This window comes from Pontibacter actiniarum (genome assembly GCF_003585765.1).
In the GTDB taxonomy this organism is placed as follows: Bacteria; Bacteroidota; Bacteroidia; order Cytophagales; family Hymenobacteraceae; genus Pontibacter; species Pontibacter actiniarum.
Genome location: NZ_CP021235.1, coordinates 4,084,096 through 4,107,019 on the forward strand (window position 1 = coordinate 4,084,096; position 22,924 = coordinate 4,107,019).

Annotated in this window: 21 protein-coding genes; 13 read left to right on the top strand and 8 right to left on the bottom strand. The window is 55.0% G+C overall.

Features of this window, described 5'->3' with window-relative positions:
- Positions 1-71 precede the first annotated feature (71 nt).
- The 3 genes from CA264_RS17585 (at position 72) to recJ (ending at position 6,108) form a co-directional block, all read left to right on the top strand.
- On the top strand, positions 72-2,177 hold the full coding sequence (locus tag CA264_RS17585) for a peptidylprolyl isomerase (protein WP_025608707.1): 2,106 nt from the start codon (positions 72-74) through the stop codon (positions 2,175-2,177).
- Between the two features lie 164 nt (positions 2,178-2,341).
- Positions 2,342-4,153 (top strand): tetratricopeptide repeat protein, encoded by a 1,812-nt coding sequence (locus CA264_RS17590; RefSeq protein WP_036777234.1) that lies wholly within the window; start codon positions 2,342-2,344, stop codon positions 4,151-4,153.
- Between the two features lie 248 nt (positions 4,154-4,401).
- A complete protein-coding gene (gene recJ, locus CA264_RS17595) occupies positions 4,402-6,108 on the top strand; it encodes a single-stranded-DNA-specific exonuclease RecJ (RefSeq protein ID WP_025608709.1) in 1,707 nt (568 codons plus the stop codon).
- Between the two features lie 129 nt (positions 6,109-6,237).
- Here recJ and CA264_RS17600 read toward each other — a convergent pair whose 3' ends face one another.
- Positions 6,238-7,062, bottom strand: a complete 825-nt coding sequence (locus CA264_RS17600; protein ID WP_025608710.1) for a glycoside hydrolase family 25 protein — start codon at positions 7,060-7,062, stop codon at positions 6,238-6,240.
- Between the two features lie 197 nt (positions 7,063-7,259).
- On the opposite strand from CA264_RS17600, the gene lptB reads away from it, so the two are divergent.
- Positions 7,260-7,991, top strand: coding sequence for an LPS export ABC transporter ATP-binding protein (lptB, locus tag CA264_RS17605; RefSeq protein WP_025608711.1), 732 nt, complete (start codon positions 7,260-7,262; stop codon positions 7,989-7,991).
- A 73-nt stretch (positions 7,992-8,064) separates the two neighbouring features.
- On the top strand, positions 8,065-9,582 hold the full coding sequence (locus tag CA264_RS17610; RefSeq protein WP_025608712.1) for a GH3 family acyl-acid amido synthetase: 1,518 nt from the start codon (positions 8,065-8,067) through the stop codon (positions 9,580-9,582).
- A gap of 161 nt (positions 9,583-9,743) precedes the next feature.
- On the opposite strand, the gene CA264_RS17615 is transcribed toward CA264_RS17610, so the two are convergent.
- The 4 genes from CA264_RS17615 to gltX all read right to left on the bottom strand — a co-directional run bounded on the left by CA264_RS17615 (position 9,744) and on the right by gltX (position 12,937).
- Positions 9,744-9,944: a hypothetical protein gene (locus CA264_RS17615; RefSeq protein ID WP_025608713.1), complete on the bottom strand. Its 201-nt coding sequence runs from the start codon at positions 9,942-9,944 to the stop codon at positions 9,744-9,746.
- 65 nt (positions 9,945-10,009) lie between these two features.
- A complete protein-coding gene (locus CA264_RS17620) occupies positions 10,010-10,777 on the bottom strand; it encodes a TIGR00266 family protein (RefSeq protein WP_025608714.1) in 768 nt (255 codons plus the stop codon).
- Positions 10,778-10,901: 124 nt separating this feature from the next.
- Positions 10,902-11,264 carry a hypothetical protein gene (locus tag CA264_RS17625; RefSeq protein ID WP_025608715.1) on the bottom strand — a complete coding sequence of 121 codons (363 nt, stop codon included), beginning with the start codon at positions 11,262-11,264 and terminating at the stop codon, positions 10,902-10,904.
- Between the two features lie 131 nt (positions 11,265-11,395).
- Entirely contained in the window at positions 11,396-12,937 is a 1,542-nt protein-coding gene (gltX, locus tag CA264_RS17630) for a glutamate--tRNA ligase (protein WP_025608716.1), read from the bottom strand.
- 180 nt (positions 12,938-13,117) lie between these two features.
- Between gltX and CA264_RS17635 the strand changes: the two genes are divergently transcribed.
- Entirely contained in the window at positions 13,118-14,143 is a 1,026-nt protein-coding gene (locus tag CA264_RS17635) for a YihY/virulence factor BrkB family protein (RefSeq protein ID WP_025608717.1), read from the top strand.
- A 77-nt stretch (positions 14,144-14,220) separates the two neighbouring features.
- Here the strand turns inward: CA264_RS17635 and CA264_RS17640 are convergent, their stop codons facing one another.
- Positions 14,221-14,601: a RidA family protein gene (locus CA264_RS17640; protein ID WP_025608718.1), complete on the bottom strand. Its 381-nt coding sequence runs from the start codon at positions 14,599-14,601 to the stop codon at positions 14,221-14,223.
- Between the two features lie 47 nt (positions 14,602-14,648).
- Between CA264_RS17640 and CA264_RS17645 the strand changes: the two genes are divergently transcribed.
- Complete coding sequence (locus CA264_RS17645; RefSeq protein ID WP_025608719.1) at positions 14,649-15,326, top strand: 3-hydroxyacyl-CoA dehydrogenase family protein; 678 nt, start codon at positions 14,649-14,651, stop codon at positions 15,324-15,326.
- 136 nt (positions 15,327-15,462) lie between these two features.
- Positions 15,463-16,083, top strand: coding sequence for a hypothetical protein (locus CA264_RS17650; protein ID WP_025608720.1), 621 nt, complete (start codon positions 15,463-15,465; stop codon positions 16,081-16,083).
- A gap of 49 nt (positions 16,084-16,132) precedes the next feature.
- Here the strand turns inward: CA264_RS17650 and glmS are convergent, their stop codons facing one another.
- Entirely contained in the window at positions 16,133-17,968 is a 1,836-nt protein-coding gene (gene glmS, locus CA264_RS17655) for a glutamine--fructose-6-phosphate transaminase (isomerizing) (protein WP_025608721.1), read from the bottom strand.
- Positions 17,969-18,252: 284 nt separating this feature from the next.
- On the bottom strand, positions 18,253-19,065 hold the full coding sequence (locus tag CA264_RS17660) for a glycogen/starch synthase (RefSeq protein ID WP_025608722.1): 813 nt from the start codon (positions 19,063-19,065) through the stop codon (positions 18,253-18,255).
- A 137-nt stretch (positions 19,066-19,202) separates the two neighbouring features.
- Here CA264_RS17660 and panC point away from each other — a divergent pair, with 137 nt between their 5' ends.
- The 5 genes from panC (at position 19,203) to CA264_RS17685 (ending at position 22,727) form a co-directional block, all read left to right on the top strand.
- Positions 19,203-20,057: a pantoate--beta-alanine ligase gene (panC, locus tag CA264_RS17665; RefSeq protein WP_025608723.1), complete on the top strand. Its 855-nt coding sequence runs from the start codon at positions 19,203-19,205 to the stop codon at positions 20,055-20,057.
- Between the two features lie 95 nt (positions 20,058-20,152).
- A complete protein-coding gene (panD, locus tag CA264_RS17670; protein WP_025608724.1) occupies positions 20,153-20,500 on the top strand; it encodes an aspartate 1-decarboxylase in 348 nt (115 codons plus the stop codon).
- Positions 20,501-20,509: 9 nt separating this feature from the next.
- Positions 20,510-21,556: a lysylphosphatidylglycerol synthase transmembrane domain-containing protein gene (locus CA264_RS17675; protein WP_025608725.1), complete on the top strand. Its 1,047-nt coding sequence runs from the start codon at positions 20,510-20,512 to the stop codon at positions 21,554-21,556.
- A complete protein-coding gene (gene rfaE2, locus CA264_RS17680) occupies positions 21,540-22,037 on the top strand; it encodes a D-glycero-beta-D-manno-heptose 1-phosphate adenylyltransferase (protein WP_025608726.1) in 498 nt (165 codons plus the stop codon). The genes CA264_RS17675 and rfaE2 overlap by 17 nt, the downstream gene beginning before the upstream one ends.
- A 9-nt stretch (positions 22,038-22,046) precedes the next feature.
- Positions 22,047-22,727, top strand: coding sequence for a zinc metallopeptidase (locus CA264_RS17685; protein WP_025608727.1), 681 nt, complete (start codon positions 22,047-22,049; stop codon positions 22,725-22,727).
- Positions 22,728-22,924 lie beyond the last annotated feature (197 nt).

Below are 22,924 nucleotides of genomic sequence, written 5' to 3' on the forward strand. Positions count from 1 at the left end.
AGGGATAAAAATTTTGAATTTTAGCCTGATTAACCTTATTTTGCACAATCCTTTTATAAGTTAAATAAAGAATGGCATTAATTAACAAGATTAGAGAGAAGTCTGGTTGGGCTGTGGGCGTTATTGCCTTAGGCCTTGGTGTCTTCATAGTAGGCGGTGACCTGCTTGGGCCAAACTCAAGGCTGCTGGGTAACGATGCGAACGTAGTAGGCGAGATAGCCGGCGAAGAAATCGACTATCAGGAGTTTGACGCTGTGCTGCAGCAAGTAAAGGCAGACTACGAGAACCGCATAGGCCGCGCCGCCAACGAAGGTGAACTGGCGATGCTGCGTGAGCAGGCCTGGAACCAGCTGATCTTTAAGATTGCCCTACAGAAGGAGTATGACCGCCTGGGCCTGGAGGTAACAGACGAAGAGCTGGCCGACATGGTGCAGGGTAATAATATTCACCCGGCCGTAATGCAGGCATTCACAAACCCACAGACAGGGGAGTTTGACCGCAGCCAGGTGGTGCAGTACCTGCAGAACCTGGACCAGACCGGCACGCGTCCGATGTGGGTGAACTTCGAGCAGAGCATCGCCGCAGACCGCCTGCAGGGCAAGTATGCCAACCTGCTGAGCAAAACTGTCTACATCACAGATGCCGAGGCGAAGAACTACTACAAGGCGCAGAACGCCGCTGCAAGCATGAAGGTGCTGTACGTGCCGTTCTTCACTATCTCCGACTCTGCGGTAGAGGTTACAGACGCCCAGCTGAAGGATTACTACGAGCGCAACAAAGAGCTGTATAAGGTAGAGGATGGCCGCACGATCGAGTTCGTGACCATTCCGGTAGCAGCCTCTAAGGAAGACAGCACATACTATAACGAAGAAATCGCCACCATCACACAGCAGTTTGCCAGCGCACCAAACGACTCTGCGTTTGTGAATGCGAACTCTGATGTGGCCTATGACGGCACCTACCGCACACCGGGCGAACTGCCGGAGGAGCTGCGCAAGCAGTTGCCGCTGCAGGAGGGCAAGGTATACGGGCCGTACAACAACAACGGCTCTGTGGCACTGTTCAAGGTGATAGATGCCAAAGAGGCTGATAAGAGCGCGGCCAGAGCAAGCCATATCCTGATCCGCCCGGAAAACGACACGCCAGAGGCAAAAGCTGCTGCTAAGGAAAAAGCGCAGGACGTGCTGAACCAGATCAAGGGCGGCGCTGACTTTGCCCAGATGGCGGCACAGTATGGCACAGACGGCACTGCTTCCCGCGGTGGCGACCTGGGCTGGTTCCCGGAAGGCCAGATGGTGCCTGCTTTCGAGAAGGCTATCTTCAACTCTAACGGTACAGGCCTGCTGCCCAACCTGGTAGAGACAGAGTACGGCTACCACATTGTGAAGGTAACCGAGCCAAAGACGAACAACACCTACAAAGTGGCTTCTGTGGTACGCACCATTGAGCCAAGCGAAACCACACGTGATGCCGCCTATGCCATCGCCGACGAGCTGGCCGGTACAAGCAGCAGCACGGAGGAGTTCCGCGAGAATGTAGCGCAAAATAAGAGCCTGGTGAAAGAGGAGTCTGCCAACATCGGTAAAAACCAGGTGCTGGTAAACAACTTGGCAAACGCACGTGAGCTGGTGCGCTGGACCTATGCAAAAGATAGCGAGGTGGGCGATGTGTCGCCAGTGTACGAGATCAACGACCAGTTTGTGGTAGCCACCCTGACTGGCAAGCGTGAGAAAGGCTATGCCGACATCAAAGACGTTAAAGATGAGCTGACTGCCGCTGTGCGCAGCGAACTGAAGGCGAAGCAGATCATGGAGAAGCTGAACGGCCAGAAAGGATCGCTGGATCAGATTGCCGCGGCTTACGGTCCGGATGCCATGGTGAAGTCTGCTGACAACGTAACTTTCGCTTCTGCCGCCATCCCAGGTTTGGGTGTAGAGCCAGTGGCAGTAGGTAAAGCCTTTGGCCTGAAGCAAGGAGGCCGCACAGCCCCATTCGAAGGCCAGGGCGGAGTGATGATCGTGGAGCTGACCAACATGACCCCGGCACCGGAGATCAACGACTTCTCTAACGTGAAGGAGCAGATGCGCATGACGCGCTCCGGCCGTGCAGAGAGCAACGCTTTCGAGGCTATCAAAGAAAAGTCTGACATTACAGATAACCGCGTGCGATTCTTCTAGTCCACACGCGCTGTCGCAAAAAGAGCCGCTCCTGCAAAGAGTGGCTCTTTTTTTATGGCCAAAGTATAAATCACCCCCAAAAACAAACTGAATCAGTATATTGATAGTTAAGAGGTAAGGCACACAAAAGATGGTGGGCCTGTCGTTGTTAGAGAACTATGCGGATGAAGATACTTTATAGCTTACTGCTCTCCCTGCTGGTGCTGTTTGCGGTTCCGGCGGCACAGGCGCAGCAACAGGACCTGGAGCTGGCGCGGGAGTATTTCAGCCAGGGTGATTACGCCAAGGCCGAGGCGCTGTATGCAAAGCTGATCAACGACCAGCGGCTGTTCCACGTGGTGTACCCGGATTACCTGAAGACCCTGCTGGCCCGGCGCGACTACAAAGAGGCCGAGAAGCTGGTACGGAAGACGATGAAGCGCTACCCCGGCAACCCGGGCTACGAAGTAGACCTGGGGCTGGTGTACCAGGCGAGCGGCGATAAGGCGGCCGCCGAAAAGCAGTTTGACAGGCTACTGGAGAATATAAGCCCGGAAGCGGTGATCGCGGTAGCGAACGTGTTTATGCAGCACGACCTGTTCGACTATGCTGAAAAGACGTACCAACGCGGGCGCCAGCTCAGCAACGACCAAGCGGCCTATACCCGCCCCCTGATTGCGCTGTACGCCTACCGGCAGAAAACAGATAAGCTGATACCCGAGGTGCTGAACCTGCTGCAGGAGAACGAGAGCGAGTTGGGCTACGTGCAAAGCAGGCTGCAGAACAGCCTGCAGGAGGAAAAGAACTTCGACCTGCTGGAGAATGAGCTGATCCTGCGGGTGCAGCAGAACCCCGATAAGCTTGCCTACAACGAAATGCTCATCTGGCTCTACATTCAGCGCAAGGACTTCTACAGTGCCCTCATGCAGGCGCGCGCGGTGGACAAACGCACCCGTAGCGGCGGCACCCGTGTGATGGATCTGGGGGCCATCAGCCTGAAGAACGATGATTACCAGGGAGCCATCGAGGCCTTTCAGTACATTGTGGAGGAGTATCCGGAGGGACCGTACTACCTGCCGGCACGGCAACGCTTGATAAATGCGCGGGAGGCACAGGTGCAGAATACCTTTCCGGTGAGCCAGGCGAAAATCCAGGCGCTGATCGCTGACTACGAAGCGCTGCTGAACGAGGTGGGCCGGAGACCCGAGACGGTGGAGGTGCTACAGCACATGGCCGGCCTCTACGCCTTTTACCTGGATGATAAGGAGAAAGCCATTGCGCTGCTACAGGAGGCCATCAGCATGCCCCGCGCTGACCCGGCCCTGGTGGCCGACAGCAAGCTGACGCTTGGCGATATTTACCTGCTGAAGGGGGAGCCCTGGGAAAGCACGCTGCTGTACTCGCAGGTAGAGAAGTCACAGAAGGAAACGCCGATCGGGCATGAGGCGAAGCTGCGCAATGCCCGCTTAAGCTACTATAAGGGTGATTTTGAGTTGGCCCAGGCTCACCTGGACATCCTGAAGCTGGCCACCAGCCGTGAGATCGCCAACGACGCCATGGACCTGAGCCTGCTCATCACCGATAACACCGGCCTCGACACCTCCACGGTAGCGATGGAAGAGTACGCCGCCATTGACCTGCTCATCTTCCAGAATAAAATGCAGGAAGCGCTAACCGCGCTGGACGTCATGTTGCAGAAATACCCCGGCCATAGCCTGACGGACGAGATCTACTTCCAAAAAGCCTCCATTTATGAACGGAGGGGGGAGTTTGGCAAAGCCGTCGAGAACCTGCAGCAAATAGTAGGCAACCCGCAATACGACATCCTGAGCGACGACGCCCTGTACCGTATGGCCTATATTTATGAGGAGAACCTGAAGGAGAAGGAGAAAGCACAGCAGCTTTATAACGACCTGCTGGTAAAGCACCAGGGCAGCATCTACGCGGCAGAGGCCCGCAAGCGCTTCCGGAAGCTGCGCGGAGACGCGCTCAACTAGGCCGGCCTAGCCAAAAAAGATAAAGAGTATAAGTAAGAAAACGATGAAGAACCCATACATAATGAGGTCCAGCGAATAATTCTTATACTTTTCAAAAAACTGTCTGAATCGTTTCACTGCTGTTCCTGTTATACCAGGCAAAAGTACGAAAATAACCGCAAAGCGTGCGCGCCCGGAAAGAGGCCGCTACCCGAAATCATGTTAATTTAGCTACCTTTGCGGGAGAACAAGTATAGTGCAGTAAGTTTATGGAGAAAAGGTGGGTAATTAGCCAGGAGGCACCGGTGGAGGTGGTGCAGCAGCTTGCAGAGCAGCTGAAAATTAGTTCTACACTGGCCTCTATCCTTTGCCAGCGCGGCATCTGCACTTTCGACGAAGCCAAGCACTTTTTCCGCCCCTCCCTGCAGGACCTGCACGACCCCTTCCTGATGAAGGACATGGACCAGGCCGTAAACCGCCTGAACAACGCGCTGCACAGCAACGAGAAGATTCTGGTTTATGGCGATTACGATGTGGACGGCACCACCTCCGTCGCGTTGATGTACGGCTTCCTGCGCAACTATACTTCCAACATTGACTTCTACATCCCGGACAGGTACAAAGAAGGCTATGGCGTGTCGAGCCAGGGCATAGACTGGGCTGCAGAAAACGGGTTCACGTTGATTATAAGCCTTGACTGCGGCATAAAGTCTGCCGATAAGGTGGCCTACGCCTCGGAGAAGGGCATCGATTTCATTATCTGCGACCACCACCTGCCGGACGAGGATATCCCACAGGCAGTGGCGGTGCTGGACCCCAAGCGCGTTGACTGCCCTTACCCGTACAAAGAGCTCTCGGGCTGTGGGGTGGGTTTCAAACTGCTGCAGGCTTTCTGTATACAGAATAACATTGAGCAGGAAGAGGCCTACAAGCTGCTGGACCTGCTCGTGGTAAGCATCGCGGCCGATATTGTGCCCATCACCGGCGAGAACCGCATCCTGGCCTATTTCGGACTGCAGCACCTAAACGGGCCGCAGCCGATGCGCCCAGGCCTAGATGCCCTAAAGGAGCTGGCCGACATCCGCAGCGAAATGGATATCACCAGCATTGTGTTCGGCTTTGCGCCACGTATCAATGCCGCTGGCCGTATGGGGGATGCCAAGAACTCTGTGCGCATGCTGCTGGCCCAGACGAAGGAGGAGGCCTTTAAAATGGCCGATATCATTAACGAGTCTAACAAAGAGCGCCGCAGCAAGGACACCAACATCACCAAAGAGGCCCTGCAGATGATTGAGCAGGACGAGTTTCTGCGTACTGCCAACTCCACGGTGCTGTTCAAGGAAACCTGGCACAAGGGCGTGATTGGTATTGTGGCGTCGCGCTGCATCGAGCACTACTACCGGCCCACGATTATCCTGACGCAGTCTAACGGCAAGGCATCCGGCTCGGCCAGGTCGGTGCACGGCTTTAACGTGCACAGCGCCATAGAGAGCTGCTCAGACCTGCTGGAGCAGTTTGGGGGGCATATGTATGCCGCAGGCCTTACGCTGCCTGTAGAGAACGTGCCGGCCTTTATAGAGCGCTTTGAGCGGGTGGTGACGGATACCATTACAGAGGAGCAGAAGATTCCCCAGATCGAGATTGACGCTCCCATCAACCTAAAGCAGATTACGCGCAACTTTTACAACATCATTCGGCAGATGGAGCCGTTTGGCCCCGGTAACATGCGCCCGGTGTTTGTGTCGGAGTGCGTGTACGACACCGGCAGCGTACGTGTGGTCGGTGATTCGCACCTGAAGCTGCGCCTGACCCAGGACGGCTTTACCAGCATCGACGCCATTGGCTTTGGCCTTGGCGATTACTACAAGGCAATATCCAAGGGTATTCCGTTTGATGTGTGCTATACGGTGGAGGAGAACATCTACCGGGGAGTAATTACGCTGCAGCTGCGCATCAAAGACATCCGCATTAAATAAAAAAGGCTCCGGGTAAAGGAGCCTTTTCTTTTCCAAATTATCTATTCTGTTGCCACAATAAGTAGCCAGCCAGGGGCAACTATTCGCTGCGGTGGCGAAAACCAGCGTATAAGCGCCGGTGCAACACGGCTATGGCAGTGGCTGCAGGTGCTTTAGTTGCTTTAAAGGGCTGCCCAGATCGGAGTAAGAGGTTAACTGCGGCAGGCACAGGGAGCTAAGCTGCTCAAAATCGCCGGCAAAGAAGTTAATGTCCACCGCCGAGTTGATGCCTGAGATGGAGCCGCGGTCCGTGTACTGCCAGAACATCCAGCTGTCGGTGTGGTGTATCTCCGGCTTTACGGCGCTGTAGCGGGCAATCCAGAAGTGGTACTCCGGAAAGTGGCCCTGCAGGTAGCGGCGGTAGTAGTTCTGGCTGGTGTAGATGATCGGCCTTACGCCGTAATGCACGGTTACGCCCTCCAGCCACTCACGGATGTCGCGGCGCAGGTTTTCGCTGCTTACCTTCGGGTCCGATACCTCAATGTCCAGCACAGGCGGCAGGTCGCCGGCCTCGAGCGTTACAGTGCTCGTGAACAGTTTGATCTGGTCCTTCACGGGGGCCTCCGGCTTATAGAAGTGGTAGGCGCCGCGCTTGATGCCGTGGCGCTTGGTTTCCTCCCAGTTGCGGGCAAAGTACGGGTCCAGCCTGAAATCGCCCTGCGTGGCCTTCACAAAGGCGAAGGACACTTCCGACTCCCTCACCAAAGACCAGTCCACTTCCTTCTGCCACCTCGACACATCGATGCCCTTCACAACGGCGGCCGCATTGTTGTTAGCTGCTGTGGCAGCCTTGGGGTCGTTGTTATCCGTAGTTGCACTCGTGCCGGTTGGGGCTACGCCCACAAGGCTGGAGTAAAGCAACAACCCTGAGAAGGCGAGCTTCTGGAGCGTTAAAGAAAGTAAAGTAAACGGCATATGGTAAGGGTGTAGATTAAAGCGTGTTACAAATTAGCTATTAATCAGGCGCCAGGCAATACCCAGCCTTAAGGATTATACAGTTTGTTGAATTATTTTTAATAGTATATTTCTAATATATTAGAAGCTAATTGCCGGTGCGGCTGCGGTTGGCACACCCGTTGCAGGATGATGGCTTTATGCGTAAATTAGCCACGATGATACTGAGAGCAGAACACCTGATAAAGAAGTACAAGTCGCGCACCGTTGTAAACGACGTGAGCGTGGAGGTAAACCAAGGCGAGATTGTTGGCCTGCTGGGGCCTAATGGTGCCGGCAAAACCACATCGTTTTACATGATCGTAGGGCTGGTGAAGCCGAATGCCGGTAAGATTTTCCTGGATAAAGAGGACATCACCAACCTGCCCATGTACAAGCGCGCCAAGCGCGGCGTGGGGTACCTGGCACAGGAGGCTTCTGTTTTTCGGCAGCTGACGGTGGAGGAGAACATTCTATCGGTGCTGGAGATGACCAACCTGCCTAAAAAGGAGCAGCGCGAAAAGGTAGAGGCCCTGCTGGAGGAGTTCTCCCTTACGCACGTGCGCAACAACAAGGGCATTGTGCTGTCGGGAGGGGAGCGCCGCCGGACGGAGATCGCCCGCGCCCTGGCCGTTGACCCAAAGTTCGTGCTGCTCGATGAGCCCTTCGCCGGGGTAGACCCAATCGCCGTGGAGGAGATTCAGGGCATTGTGGCGACGCTTAAGAACAAGAACATCGGTATCCTCATTACAGACCACAACGTAAACGAGACCCTTTCCATTACTGACCGCGCCTACCTGCTCTTCGAGGGGAAGATACTGAAGGCGGGCACTGCGGAGGAGCTGGCTGCCGACGAGCAGGTGCGCCGCGTGTACCTGGGCAAGCATTTCGAGCTGAAGCGGAAAATCTAGTTGCTGATTATATGACAAGGCTAATAGGTGCGGTATCAGTAAGTAGAGGGGTTTAACATTTAGCATTTCAGCTTTGGAGATAATCAATTCAATCCTAACGTGGGTGATGAAGAAGCGGATTCAGGACATTGATCTGTTTCGGGAGCGCCCGCATGAGGTGCAGCAGGAGCTGTTTCAGGACCTGATCAGCACAGCAAAGGGCACAGCGTGGGGTAAGAAGTACGGCTACCGCGACAGCCTAAGTGTGCGGGAGTTTCAGGAGCGGGTGCCCATTAGCACCTATGAAGACCTGTACCCGTACTTCGAGCGCGTCATGAAGGGGGAGCAAAACCTGCTGTGGCCGAGCAAGATCGACTGGTTCGCCAAATCATCGGGCACCACCAATGCGCGCAGCAAGTTTATACCTGTCAGCCCGGAGTCGTTGGAGGATTGCCACTATAAAGGCGGGAAGGACCTGCTTTCCATCTACGTGAACCTCTACCCGGAAACCAAGCTGTTTACCGGCAAGGGCCTCTCCATTGGGGGCAGCCACCAGCCAAGCGAGCTGAACGCAAAGGTCTCCTGCGGCGATGTGTCGGCAGTGATCATGCAGAACCTGCCGATCTGGGCGGAGGCCATCCGCACTCCTCCCCTTAAAATCGCCCTGATGGACAAGTGGGAAGAGAAGATCGAGAAAATGGTGGAGGTAACCGTGCCGGAGAACGTCACCAGCCTGAGCGGCGTACCCACCTGGACGTACGTGCTGCTGAAGCGGATACTGGAGGTAACGGGCAAGAGCAACATCATGGAAGTATGGCCGAACCTGGAGCTGTTCACGCACGGAGCCGTGGCCTTCGGGCCGTACCGCCAGCTGTTCCGCGAGATCATCCCGTCGGACAAGATGAACTACCTGGAGGTGTACAATGCCTCCGAGGGCTTCTTTGGCATTCAGGACCAGGTGGGCACAGAAGACGAAATGCTGCTGATGCTGGACTACGGCGTGTACTATGAGTTTATACCCCTGGACCAGTTTGAGGAGGAGAACCCCAGAGTGCTAACGCTGGAACAGGTAGAGCTGGGTAAGAACTACGCCATCGTTATCTCAACGAATGCCGGCCTGTGGCGCTATAAGATCGGGGACACCGTTCGCTTTACCAGCCTTAGCCCGTACCGCATCAAGATATCGGGGCGCACCAAGCACTTTATAAATGCTTTCGGAGAGGAGGTAATCGTGGAGAATGCGGAGGAAGCCATCACCAAGGCCTGCTATGCAACGGATGCCGTTATCTCCAACTTTACGGCGGCCCCTATCTACCTGGAGAGCGACAAGCGCGGCGGCCATGAGTGGCTGATCGAGTTTGAGAAGGAGCCGCATAGCCTGCAGCGCTTCACGCAGGTGCTGGATGAAACGCTGCGCGAGGTAAACTCTGATTACGATGCCAAGCGCCAGAACGATATTGCCCTGCAGAAGCCCGTGGTACACGCTGCCCCAAACGGCACGTTTATGAACTGGCTGCGCCATAAAGGCAAGTTGGGAGGGCAGAACAAGGTGCCCCGCCTCAGCAACACCCGGGAGTACCTGGAGGAGATCATGCAGGTAAATGGGCTGTAGAGCATGAGACGCACTCAGAGCGGGTGCTTTATCCATCCTGTTTCTCCCTGATCATATATGACAGTAAAAGCAAAGCCCCGGCAAGTATAAACTGCCGGGGCTTTGCTTTTGCGGCTTCAGCTGGTACGCATGCTGCAGCCTCGTCTTTTTGAATGCCAGGCTTACATTACCCCGTAGACTGTTGCAGCCACGGCCACACAGAGGACGAGTAAGAGCAACATGTTCGCTGCGAAAGGCACCTTTTTACCACGGGCTTCTCTGTAGTTAAAGCCCTGGCCTGTCAGAACCATCAGCAAAACCAGGTTCACCACTGTCAGCACGTGGCTCACGGCCTTCCAAGAGTTATGGAGTTTTAGAGTCATCGCCTTAGTTTATGGCAGGAGATGTAAAGGGTGCACCCTTGCTGTAACGGGCCGCGCAGCGACCGCTACTCCATGAAGCTGCTCATAAAGCCGCCTTCCTTGTTCCTGTTTTCGCCGCGTGGCATCAGGGCCTCGATCAGTTTCTTCACCGGCATGGACTGCAGCCACACACGGCCAGTGCCGCGCAATGTAGCCAGGAAAAGGCCCTCGCCACCGAAGATCATGGACTTAAGGCCACCGGCCCGCTGTACGCTAAAGTCAATGCCTTCTTCAAAGGCCACTACGCAGCCGGTGTCCACGCGCAGGGTTTCGTTGTTCAGCTGCTTCTCCACAATGGTGCCGCCAGCATGCACAAAGGCAAGCCCGTCGCCTTGCATGCGCTGCAGTATAAAGCCCTCACCGCCAAAAAAGCCGGAGCCCAACTTCTGGTTAAAGTGAATGCTGAGCTTGGTGCCTAAGGCTGCCGCCAGAAAAGCGTCTTTCTGCGCGATAAGGCTGCTGTTGCGCATGCTGCTCAAGTCTATGGGCAGAATGGTGCCGGGGTAGGGGGCCGAAAATGCCACGCGGCTCTTGCCGTGGCCACGGTGGGTGAAGTGCGTCATAAACAGCGACTCGCCTGTAATCATGCGCGTGCCCGCTGAAACGAGCTTGCCCAGGAAGCCCTGGCTGGGGTTTGAGCCGTCGCCCATTTTGGTTTCAAAGTCGATGCCCTCCTCCATGTACACCATGGCGCCGGCCTCGGCGATAACCGTTTCGTTCGGGTCCAACTCTACCTCCAGTACCTGAATGTCGTTGCCAAAGATCTTGTAGTCTACCTCGTGTGAGTTTCTCATAGTTTTATGTGGTTTATGACAGTAGAAAGTTAGCAAAAATTATGAAAAAGGCAGAAGCGGGAGCGCATTCCTATGCTGCTTTTGCTTCTGCCTTTTTGTACCTCTTACGCCGGTGCCCCGGGCGCTAATCCTCTTCATCTTCGTCCTCGCCCTTTTTGCGGCGGCGGGCTTTCGGCAGGTTCTCATCGTCTTCCTCGTCCGAGGTGGAGTTGGTGTTCTTTACGAAATCCTCATCCGTCTCCTCGGTCTCTTCGTTCTCCTCTACATGGTACTCCTCTTCCTCCTCACGCTTCGCCTTTTCGGCGGCATCGCGCTTCATTAGCTTCTTATCGTCCACGTTGCGGTTCAGGAACTCATTGATCTTGTCTATGCTGTAGTTGGAGATGATCTCCCCGTGCTCGTTCACCTTGATCTCAAAGCCCTCCAGGTCCTTGTGCACCCGCGACTTCTTCTTATCGTTTTTACCTTCTTTTTTATTTTTAGCCATGGTGTTTCTCGTGTGGTTATACTTAGTTGTATAAGCGAGGCGGGGGTAATTTGTTGCAGGCCGGGCCCAAAGGGCAACAAAAAAGGCCAGCCCGTTGGGCCAGCCTTTCCTGCTGAAATATGTTTTAGCCGTTAAGCGCTAAGGTAGCTGCTCAGCTTGCTAGTAGCGGTGTCGATGCGCTTGATCGTCTCCTCGCGCCCGATCACCTCAATGATGTGCATCAGGTCCGGACCGGCTTCGGCACCGGTAACAGCGAGGCGCAGGGCCTGCATCACCTGGCCGATCTTCATGCCGTGGCGCTCCAGCACGCTCATCAGCAGCTCCTTTACGGTGTCGGCGTTGAAGTTCTCCAGTGAAGGCAGCTCATTCTTGAAGTCCTCGAAAACGGCAACCGACTGGCTGTTCCATTTCTTAGAGGCTACTTTCTCGCTGTACTCCTCCGGGGCTACAAAGAAATACTTGGCTTCCTGCCAGAAATCCTGCGGGAACGATACGCGCTCCTTCATCAGGCCGGCAATTTTCTCTGCCTTCTCCGGTGTGGTAGTGATGTTGTGCTCTGCCAGTGCCTTGATCAGGTAACCAGCCAGTTCGTTGTCGGGCTTGGCGCGCAGGTACTGCTCGTTAAACCAACGGGCCTTCTGAATATCGAAGCGGGTGCCGGACTTGCCGATGCGCTCCACTGAAAACTCGTTTGCCAGCTCTTCCATCGAGAAAATCTCCTGGCTAGTGCCCGGGTTCCAGCCCAGGAAGGCCAGGAAGTTGATGAAGGCCTCTGGCAGGTAGCCGCTCTCACGGTAGCCGGAGGAGATTTCGCCTGTAACGGGGTCCTGCCAACGCAGCGGGAACACCGGGAAGCCCAGCTTATCGCCGTCGCGCTTGCTCAGCTTGCCGTTTCCGTCCGGCTTCAGCAGCAGCGGCAGGTGGGCAAACTCCGGCATGGTGTCTTCCCAGCCCAGGTAGCGGTACAGCAGCACGTGCAGCGGCGCAGACGGCAACCACTCCTCCCCACGGATCACGTGCGTGATCTTCATCAGGTGGTCGTCTACGATATTCGCCAGGTGGTATGTCGGCATACCGTCTGACTTCATCAGTACTTTATCGTCAATAGAAGAAGAGTGCACCATTACCCAACCACGGATCATATCCTTCAGGCGTACCTCCTCCTTGCGGGGCACCTTCAGGCGGATAACATACGGGTCACCGGACTCCAGGCGCTTCTTCACCTCATCCTCCGGCAGGGTGAGCGAGTTCTTCATGGTGGCGCGGGTGATGGCGTTGTACTGCGGGGTGGCGACTTTGGCGGCCTTCAGGCGCTCGCGCATCTCCTCCAGCTCCTCCGCCGTGTCGAACGCGTAGTAGGCGTGGCCGTCGTTTACCAGTTGCAGGGCATACTGCATGTACATTGGCTTGCGCTCCGACTGGCGGTACGGCGCGTACGGGCCGCCGCTCCACGGGCTTTCGTCCAGCTCAATGCCGCACCACTCCAGCGATTCGCGGATGTAGTCTTCGGCGCCCGGCACGAAGCGGTTCTGGTCCGTGTCTTCGATGCGCAGGATCATTTTGCCGCCGGTCTTTTTGGCCAGCAGAAAGTTATACAGGGCAGTGCGCACACCACCGATATGGAGAGGCCCGGTCGGGCTTGGGGCAAATCGTACTCTAACTTCTCTTTCCATGTATGGTTATCTCTACAGAACTAATCTGGTTTGCTGCAAAGGTACGAAATAAAGTTTGTTTAGATAATGCCAACGCCGCTCATAAAGCGTGGCTGGTGAGGCCGCTGCGGGCAAGGCAAAGTATAAACATAATGAGATAAATCCGTATGGGCTTAGTATAGCATCCTAAAGCTACAGGCGATGGTACGTAAGCGTCTTTACATGGTGTGGTACCTGCTAAAGGAAGCCTACCTTGAGTTTATTGATAACAACTCCTTCCAGAAAGGGGCTGCGCTGGCGTACTACACCATTTTCTCGCTGCCGCCCATGCTCATTATCATCATCAGTGCGGCCGGGTACTTTTTCGGGGAGCAGGCCGTGTCGGGCGAGATATACTACCGCATAAAAGAGCTCATCGGCTCGGAGGGGGCCTACGCGGTGCAGAAGATGGTGGAAAACGTAAACGAGTTCGGCGACTTCAATCTGGCGGCCCTGGTCGGCATTATCGCCCTCTTTATCGCCGCCACGGGGGTGTTTATCTCGCTGCAGAACTCCCTGAATGAGATTTGGTACGTAAAGCCGGTGCCCAAGCGGGGGTACGTGAAGCTGGTGGTGGACCGCCTGCTTTCCTTTGGGATGATCCTGGCCATCGCCATTGTGCTGCTGCTCTCACTGCTGGCCAACACGCTTCTCGTCGTGATCGGGGATTTCCTGACGGCGCGTTTCTCGGGCTGGGTGATTTACCTGCTGCACCTGGCCAACTTCCTGTCTGCCTTTCTGCTGATGTCGTTTTTGTTTGCCTGTATCTATAAGTTTCTGCCGGACGCCAAAATCAGGTGGCGTGATGTGGGGGTGGGGGCCTTTGTTACCTCGCTGCTGTTTGTGCTGCTGCGCGGGCTCATCGGTTTTTACCTGGGCAAGAACGACGTAGGCTCGGTGTACGGGGCGGCCGGCTCCATTGTGGTCATCCTGACGTGGGTGTTCTTCACCTCGCAGATCATCTTCTTCGGCGCCGTTTTCACCTTTGTGTACTCCCGCAAGTATGGCTTTAACATCTACCCCTCCGATTATGCGGTGCGGGTGATACGGCAGGAGGTGGAGGTGGGCAACTCGGCGGTAAACGCGGAGCCCGGCAAGCACGAGAAAGAGGTTTACGGAGAGCAGCAGGCGGAAGAGGAGCCGGGGCCGGCTGAGGAGAACGACGCGGCCAAAGGGGCCAACATCTGATACGGGAAAGTACAAAAGACGAAGGACACAGGGAGAAACAAGAGTGTTCTTCTGTCCTTCGTCTTTTGGCAGGGTTCTTACTTGGCTGCGATGCAGGAAATCTCCACGTTCACATCCTTCGGCAGGCGGCTCACCTCCACGGTTTCGCGGGCCGGAGGGTTGCTGCTGAAGTAGCTGCCGTAGGTTTCGTTGATGCGGCCGAAGTTGTTCAGGTCCTTTACAAAGATGGTGCACTTGAGCACGTGGCTGAAGTCCATGCCAGCCTCGCCAAGGATGGCCTGCAGGTTCTGCATCACCTTGTGCGTCTCGTTCTCGATGCTGTCGTTTACCAAGTTGCCGCTCTCCGCGTCCAGCGCGATCTGCCCGGATACATACAGCGTTCCGTTTGCTAAAGTGGCCTGGCTGTACGGGCCGATAGGGGCTGGTGCCTTCGGCGAGTTGATGAGGGTATGTGCCATAGAGGATTCGTTTTAGTTTGTATCTTTACCATCAAAAGTACAGAAATATGCACATAGTTGTTTTGTCAGGCCCAGAAATGGCCGCCGAGTTCAAGCAAAAGTTTCCGGAGGGGAAAGAGGGCATCACCTATACTTTCCTGCACAACCACCGCCTGCAGGACGAGCAGCTGCGCCCCGCCGGTATCGTGTTTGACTTTCTGCTGCATGAGCAACCGGAGCGCCTGGGCCTCTACGCGCCGGAGCAGGTGGTGTTCTGCAACGCCGCTACTGTGCAGCTGGCCGCGCTGGTCAGGGAGGCCGAGACGGAGCAGGTGTGCACCTTGATTGGCTTTAACGGCCTGCCGACGCTGTTTAACCGCGAGGTGCTGGAGGTAAGCCTGCTGCATGCGCAGGATGAGGCAAAGCTTCAGCAGGTTTGCCAGGCGCTGGGTACGGACTACCTGCTGGTGGAGGACCGCGTGGGTATGGTGACGCCGCGCATGATCTGTATGATCATTAACGAAGCCTGCTATACCTTGCAGGAGCAAACAGCAAGTATAACCGACATCGACCAGGGCATGAAACTCGGCACCAACTATCCCAAAGGCCCTTTTGAGTGGGCAAACCAACTGGGGGTGGAGAATGTGTACCGTGTGCTGCGGGCTGTGTACGAAGACACCAAGGAAGAGCGCTACAAGGTATGCCCGCTGCTGAAGACAAAGTGCCTGAAGCGGGAGAGCTTTTAGAAGTATAAATAAATGCGAGCAAGAGGAGCAGTGCCCATGCAGGGTGCTGCTCCTTTCTTTTTAATAGACTTTTAACTATATATTGCCTTCCTTTTTTACTATCTTAAACGAACATGTGCCACTTATACTTTATCCGATGAAAACAACGCTGCTCGCATTTATACTTTGCCTGGTAGGAGCTACGGCTCAGGCCCAGGAGGCCGCCAACTACCAGGTTACCATCGATGGGAAAGCCATGGATGTGGCCTTGGGCAAAGAGTACAAGATGAAATTAGCCAACGGCAGAGAGGTGACGGTGGCCGTTCGGCAGAAGAACGTGCTTACCTACCAAGACGACTGGATCTCGCTGCAGTACCCCAAGGGCCTGCACCCGGCTTTTGCCACCCCCGACCCGGACCTGGAGCAAATGACGCTGCTAACGGCCAACGGGAACGGCGTTTTGGTGCAGAAGTATAAAACTGTTGACCCCACCGAGCTGGTGGACCTGATGGTGAAGGAGATTACCAACGAGGAGGTCAGCTTTGGCTACAGCAAAACCGAGGAGCCCTTCGAGCTAAAGCTCGTGACGGGGCAGAAGGCAGTAGGAAAGTCCGTGATGCTGCGGTACGGCAGCGATGTACAGCGCTACACCGTGGCGGCGTTGGGCGGTAAAAACGAAGGCATCATCTTTATGACCATGCTGAACACCGAGCAACCCTCCGAGGATGACACAGTGGTGCAGATGTTCCTGGACACGCTGGCGTACAAGCGCAAATAAAAAAAGGGAGCCGCTCTGGCTCCCTTCTTATTTTATACTTGCCCGGAGGCTACTCAACTGTTACGGACTTAGCCAGGTTGCGTGGCTGGTCTACGTTACAGCCGCGCATAACCGCAATGTGGTAAGACAGCAGCTGCAGCGGAATCACGGACAGCAGCGGCATCAGGTGCTCACTCGTCTCCGGTATTTCAATGACGTGGTCAGCCATGGCCGGGATAGTGGTGTCGCCTTCGGTTACAACGGCGATCACTTTTCCTTTACGGGCCTTCACCTCCTGCACGTTCGATACGATCTTCTCATAAGAGCTATCCTTGGTCGCGATTACCACCACCGGCATCTGCTCATCGATCAGCGCGATCGGGCCGTGCTTCATCTCAGCGGCCGGGTAGCCCTCCGCATGGATGTAAGAGATCTCTTTTAGCTTAAGCGCACCTTCCAGGGCTACCGGGAAGTTATAGCCACGGCCCAGGTACAGGAAGTTGGTGGCATCCTTGTACTGCTCCGATATCTGCACGATCTGCTCGTTCAGCTGCAGAGCCTCCTCCACTTTGCTCGGGATCGTCTCCAGCTCCACCATCAGCTCGCGCAGTTTGGTTGTTTCCAGGGTGCCGCGCTTACTGCCAATAATCATGGCGATAAGCGTAAGCACGGTTACCTGTGCCGTGAAGGCCTTGGTGCTGGCTACGCCAATCTCCGGCCCGGCGTGGGTGTAGGCACCCGCATCCGTTGCACGGGCAATAGAGGAGCCCACTACGTTGCAGATACCAAAGATCGTGGCGCCTTTAGATTTGGCTAGCTCCAGGGCTGCCAGTGTGTCCGCCGTCTCGCCAGACTGTGAAATAGCGATAACAATGTCCCGCTCGTTCAGGATCGGGTTGCGGTAGCGGAACTCTGAGGCGTACTCCACCTCTACCGGAATGCGGGCCAGGTCCTCGATCAGGTACTCGGCCACCAGGCCAGCGTGCCAGGAGGTGCCGCAGGCCACAATGATGATCCTGTTGGCGTTCACAAACTTGTTCTCAAACTCGCGGATACCGGCCATCATCAGGTGGTCGCTTTCGGCGATCATACGGCCACGCATGCTGTCCAGAATGGAGCGCGGCTGCTCAAAGATCTCCTTCAGCATGAAGTGCTCATAGCCGCCCTTCTCGATCGACTCCAGCTCCATCTCCAGCTTCTGCACGTAAGGCGTCTGCTGTACGTCTTCTTTGGTGCGGATGTCCAGCTGGCCGTTGTTGATAATGGCCAGTTCGAAGTCGTTCAGGTATACCACCTCGTTCGTGTACTCAATAATCGGGGTAGCGTCCGAAGCCAGGAAGTACTCGCCCTCGCCGATGCCAACTACCAGCGGGCTTCCCTTACGGGCCGCAATCAGTTGGTTCGGGCTATCCTGGGAGAGCACCACAATGGCATAGGCACCCACCACTTCGTGCATCGCCAGGCGCACAGCCTCAGGCAGGGTGCAGTTGTTGTTGGTGCGGATGTCCTCGATCAGGTTGATGAACACCTCGGAGTCTGTTTCCGACTTGAACGTATGGCCCTTCTCCATCAGGAGCTTCTTTAGAGAGGCGTAGTTCTCAATAATGCCGTTGTGAATAATGGCGATGTTGCCGGACGTAGAGTAGTGCGGGTGCGCGTTCTCGTCGTTCGGCTCCCCGTGGGTGGCCCAGCGGGTGTGGCCCATGCCAATGCTGCTGTGGGTATCCTGGGTGGCGATAAACGCCTCCAGCTCCGCCACCTTGCCTTTTTTCTTATAGATGTTCAGTTTGCCGTTCATCAGCGCAATGCCTGCGCTGTCATATCCACGGTACTCCAGCCTTTTCAGGCCTTTAATAATGATTGGGCTCGCTTCCCGATGCCCAACGTAAGCTACAATTCCACACATAGGTTATCTTAGTAAATTCTCATAGGTACACACAAAGTTACTCCTTTCTTTAATACCTGTACAAACAGGCTACTGCATCCGGGGCGTTTTAGTTCGGTCTGATTATGTAAGTAGCAGGTAGTAAGGTAATTGCATATAATTGAAAAAGGCTGCTGCTTAAACATAGAAATGTTGTCTAAGCGGCAGCCTTTTGTAATTTTATGTTATAACGCCGTAAGCGTCGGAGCCTGCCTGCCTCTTATACTTTACGAAAAGTGCAAGAAAAGACAGTAAGGGGAAGAGAATTACTTACCCAACTCGTTATACAGGTTATAGTAATTGTCCAGCAAAGTGTCATCGGCAGACACCGTGTTGATGGTCTTCTTTTTCATGAAGTCGTTGAACAGGGCGTTGATGTTCTCGCTGAAGTCCTCGTTCGTTTTAATAACGGAGTCGGCGTACTCCATGCCGCACTTGATAAACCCATCGATGTCGGCAGACTGCAGCTGCGTCAGCATGCTGTCCTCAATGTCCAGCATCTTCACTTTCTCCAGCAGGTCTTCGCTAAACTTGTGGGAGTAGTTGTTGTTATACACTGTAAACATGGACTTGGCATCCTTGAAGATCGGGTCCTTCTTATAGGTTGTCTTCAGGTACATCGGGATCAGGCCTGTCATCCAGTCGTTGCAATGCACGATGTCCGGGGCCCAGCCCAGTTTCTTCACCGTCTCGAGCACTCCTTTACAGAAGAAGATCGCGCGCTCGTCGTTGTCCTGGTGGAATTTGTTGTTTTTATCAACAAAAACTGACTTTCTATGGAAGTAGTCTTCGTTATCAATAAAATAAACCTGTAGCTTCGCGTTCGGAATGGAAGCCACTTTAATTACCAACGGTTTTTCATCGTCGCCCACGGCGATGTTAATGCCGGAAAGGCGTACCACCTCATGCAAACGGTTCTTGCGCTCGTTTATCAGGCCGAACCGCGGAACAAAGATTCGGATCTCCATCCCCCGCTCCTGCATACCCTGTGGCAGCGTCTGTAAGAATTCGGCTACTTTCGTGGTCTGTAAGAAGGGATTGATTTCGGTGGCGGCGTACAGGATTCGCAATTTTGACATGGGTATGAAGTTAAAATTTAATAAGCAACAGTAATGGGACGTGCAAAATTAGTATTTTTTATTCTGATTTTCAATTTAAAACGTTATAACTTACTTTTGCCGGCTTTACATTCGCTTAACACAGACACACCACCGACATGGAAGTTATAGAGCTGGTTGGTACAATCCGGGAGCGCATGCAGACCTTGCGCTGCAGCGGCAAACGCATTGGTTTTGTACCCACCATGGGTGCCCTGCACGAGGGGCACCTGCAACTGCTACGGGCCTCCGCTCAGGAGAACGACGTTACCGTTTGCAGTATTTTCGTAAATCCAACGCAATTCAACAACCCGGACGACTACAAGCTCTACCCCCGCACAATGGAGCAAGATATCGCGCTGCTGGAGTCAGTCGGCTGCGACATTCTGTTTGCCCCGCATGCAGAGGAGGTATATGTACAACAGCCGCTGCTGCAGTTTAGTTTCGGCCCGCTGGAGACGGTAATGGAGGGAGAGCACCGGCCGGGCCACTTTAACGGCGTGGCCACCATTGTGGGCAAGCTGTTCCACTTTGTGCAGCCGCACCGCGCTTACTTCGGGCAGAAAGACCTGCAGCAGGTGGCGATTGTGAAGCAGCTGGTGCAGACGCTGAGCTTCGACGTGGAGCTGGTGCGCTACCCTACCATACGCGAGGCCGACGGGCTGGCCATGTCGTCGAGGAACAAAAGGCTTGACCCGGAGCAGCGCCAGATCGCGCCGGTGCTGCACCATGCCCTGCAACTGGCAAAAGAGCAGCTGGGCCAGAAACCGGTTTATAGTATAAAGGCAACTGTGGAGGCTTATTTGGCCGGTACGGGGCAGGTGGAGCTGGAGTACTTCGAGGTAGCTGACCCGGACACCCTGCAGCCGCTGCAGGAGGTGGGGCCACAGCAGGAGGTGGCGCTTTGCATTGCCGCCTTTGTGGGCTCTGTTCGTCTGATTGATAATATTCTGGTGAATTTAAATGAAGGATAGATTGTTCGGCCAAACAGAAGGCTTTAAGCGCCATGGCCTCGGTAGCTAATGTGCTGCCAATTATCTAACTTTGCGCTCTATTACAAAAGTAAACCATGTATATTGAGGTTTTAAAATCCAAAATCCACCGTTGTAAGGTAACCCAGGCTGAGTTGCACTATGTAGGCAGCATCACTGTTGATGAGGACCTGATGGACGCCGCCAACATCGTGGAGAACGAGAAAGTACAGATCGTTAACATCAACAACGGTGAGCGCTTCGAGACGTACGTGATCAAAGGCGAACGCGGCTCCGGCACCGTTTGCCTCAATGGCCCGGCGGCGCGCAAAGTGCAGGTCGGCGATGTGGTGATCGTGATCTCTTACTGCAGCATCAAGTTCGAAGACGCTAAAAACCATACGCCTACGCTTGTGTTCCCGGACCAGCACAACCGCCTGGTGTAACATCCTTGCATGAAAAAACTGTTCTCGTTTCTGAAGTATGCACTGCTTCTGGGCGTATCCGCATTTCTGATGTGGTTCGCGCTGAAGGAGCTAGACTTTGAGAAAATGTGGGCAGAGCTCCAAAACGCAGACTATGGCTGGGTGATGGTGTCGGTGGTGATGGGGGTGATGGCCTACGTTAGCCGTGCCGTGCGCTGGCAGATGCAGATCAGGCCCACCGGTTACAACCCGCCTCTGCGGAACACCTACAACGCCATGATGGTGGGCTACCTGGCCAACCTGGTGCTGCCACGGATGGGGGAGGTGGTGCGCTGCAGCATGCTGCGCCGCTCCGACCACCTGCCGGTAAACACCGGTTTCGGCACCGTCATCGCGGAGCGCATCATCGATATGCTCATGCTGCTGCTGGTGGTAGGGCTAACCTTCCTGATTGAGTTCGGTCGCATCCGCGACTTCTTCCTCGGCCTTTTCTCTGATAAGTATGCCAACCTGGAGCACAGCTTAAGCTCCTTCTACTGGGTGTTCTGGGTGATGCTCGGCTCAGTGGTCGTGGTGCTTTTCCTCGCTTTGCGCTACTTGAGCCGCCTCCGGCAGAACACCTTCTTCCGTAAGGCGGTGGGCTTTGTGCGCGGCATGCTAAAGGGCGTCTTCAGCATCACGAAGCTGGACAACCAGCTGGCTTTCTGGGGCCATACGGTGTTCGTGTGGCTGATGTACTATGGCATGAGCCTGGTCGTGTTCTACGCGCTGCCGGCTACCGCCGACCTTGGCTGGGGGGCGGCGCTCTCCGTGCTGCTGGTGGGAACCCTGGGCATGGCCGCACCCGTGCAGGGCGGCATAGGGGTGTACCACCTGCTGGTGCAGGCAACCCTGTTGCTTTACGGTGTGCCTAAGGAGGCCGGGATGGCCTACGCGCTGCTGGCGCATACTTCGCAAACACTTTTGGTAGTTGTAATGGGAGTGCTTAGTTTTATGGCAGGTATGCTGCGGCGGCCCAACAGGGCGGTGGTGCGGCAGAGCCAGACAAACGCAAGAACCCATGAACTCAAAAGATAAAATCTACTCCCTTCCGCAGCTGCTGGAGCAGGTGCAAAAATGGCGCGCGCAGGGCCAGCAAATCGTTTTCACCAACGGCTGCTTCGACTTGCTGCACCTGGGCCACGTCGATTATCTGGAAAAGGCCAGACAACTTGGCGATAAGCTTGTTCTGGGCCTAAATACGGATGCCTCTATCAGCCGTATAAAAGGCCCGAGCCGCCCGTTGCAGGACGAAATGTCACGCGCGCGCGTTATGGCATCCCTTTTGTTTATAGATGCAGTAGTGCTCTTCGACGAGGACACACCGCTCAACCTGATCCAGGCCGTGCAACCGGACATTCTGGTGAAAGGCGATGATTACGCGGTAGAGCAAATCGTGGGGCACGAGGTGGTGCAGGCCCGCGGCGGGGCGGTTAAAACCGTGCCGCTCGTAAAAGGCTATTCCACTACCAGCATCGTAAATAAAATAGAGAACAACAGAAACCTAAACAAAAGCTAACCTAAGACCATGCTCGGAATATATTTTATCGGTATCCTCTTTATGCTCATCAGTATGGGCGTGAGCGCCCGGCTGAAAAGCAAATTCAAGAAGTACTCCCAGACGCCGCTGAGCTCTGGCCTGAGCGGCCGTGAGGTGGCGGAGATGATGCTGCACGACAACGGCATTACGGATGTAAAGGTAATGTCGGTGGCAGGCCGCCTGACGGACCACTACAACCCGGCCGACAAGACCGTGAACCTGAGCGAATACGTGTACGAGGCGAGAAGCGCCGCCGCCGCCGCCGTGGCCGCACACGAATGCGGGCACGCCGTGCAGCACGCCAGGGCCTACAGCTTCCTGAAGTTCCGCTCGGCTATGGTGCCGGCGCTGAGCATCGCCTCGCGCTACATGCAGTGGATCATCCTGATCGGTATCCTGATGATACAGACAACGCCGGTGCCGCTGGCGATAGGCGTGGCGCTGTTCGGCCTTACCACCCTGTTCAGCTTTGTTACGCTGCCGGTGGAGTTTGATGCCAGCAAGCGCGCGCTTGCCTGGATTGACCGCCGCGGCATTGTGACAACGCAGGAGCACGACATGGCAAAAGACGCCCTCAAATGGGCTGCCCTTACCTATGTGGTGGCGGCGCTTGGCTCACTGGCCACACTGCTGTACTATGTATCGCTGCTGATGGGCCGCCGTGACTAAATTTGCATTTAATCTGCCTGATTAAATTAGCGCCGCCTGCTGCTCTGGCACGGGCGGCGCTTTCTTTTTTGCACCTTTTTGAAACTAAAGCGAACCGAAGATGTACAAATCGGTGGCAAAGCACAACAATTATTAGAATATCAGGTTGAATTAATGCAACTGAATTTCATAGTTTTGTACCGGAATTAAAAACTAGT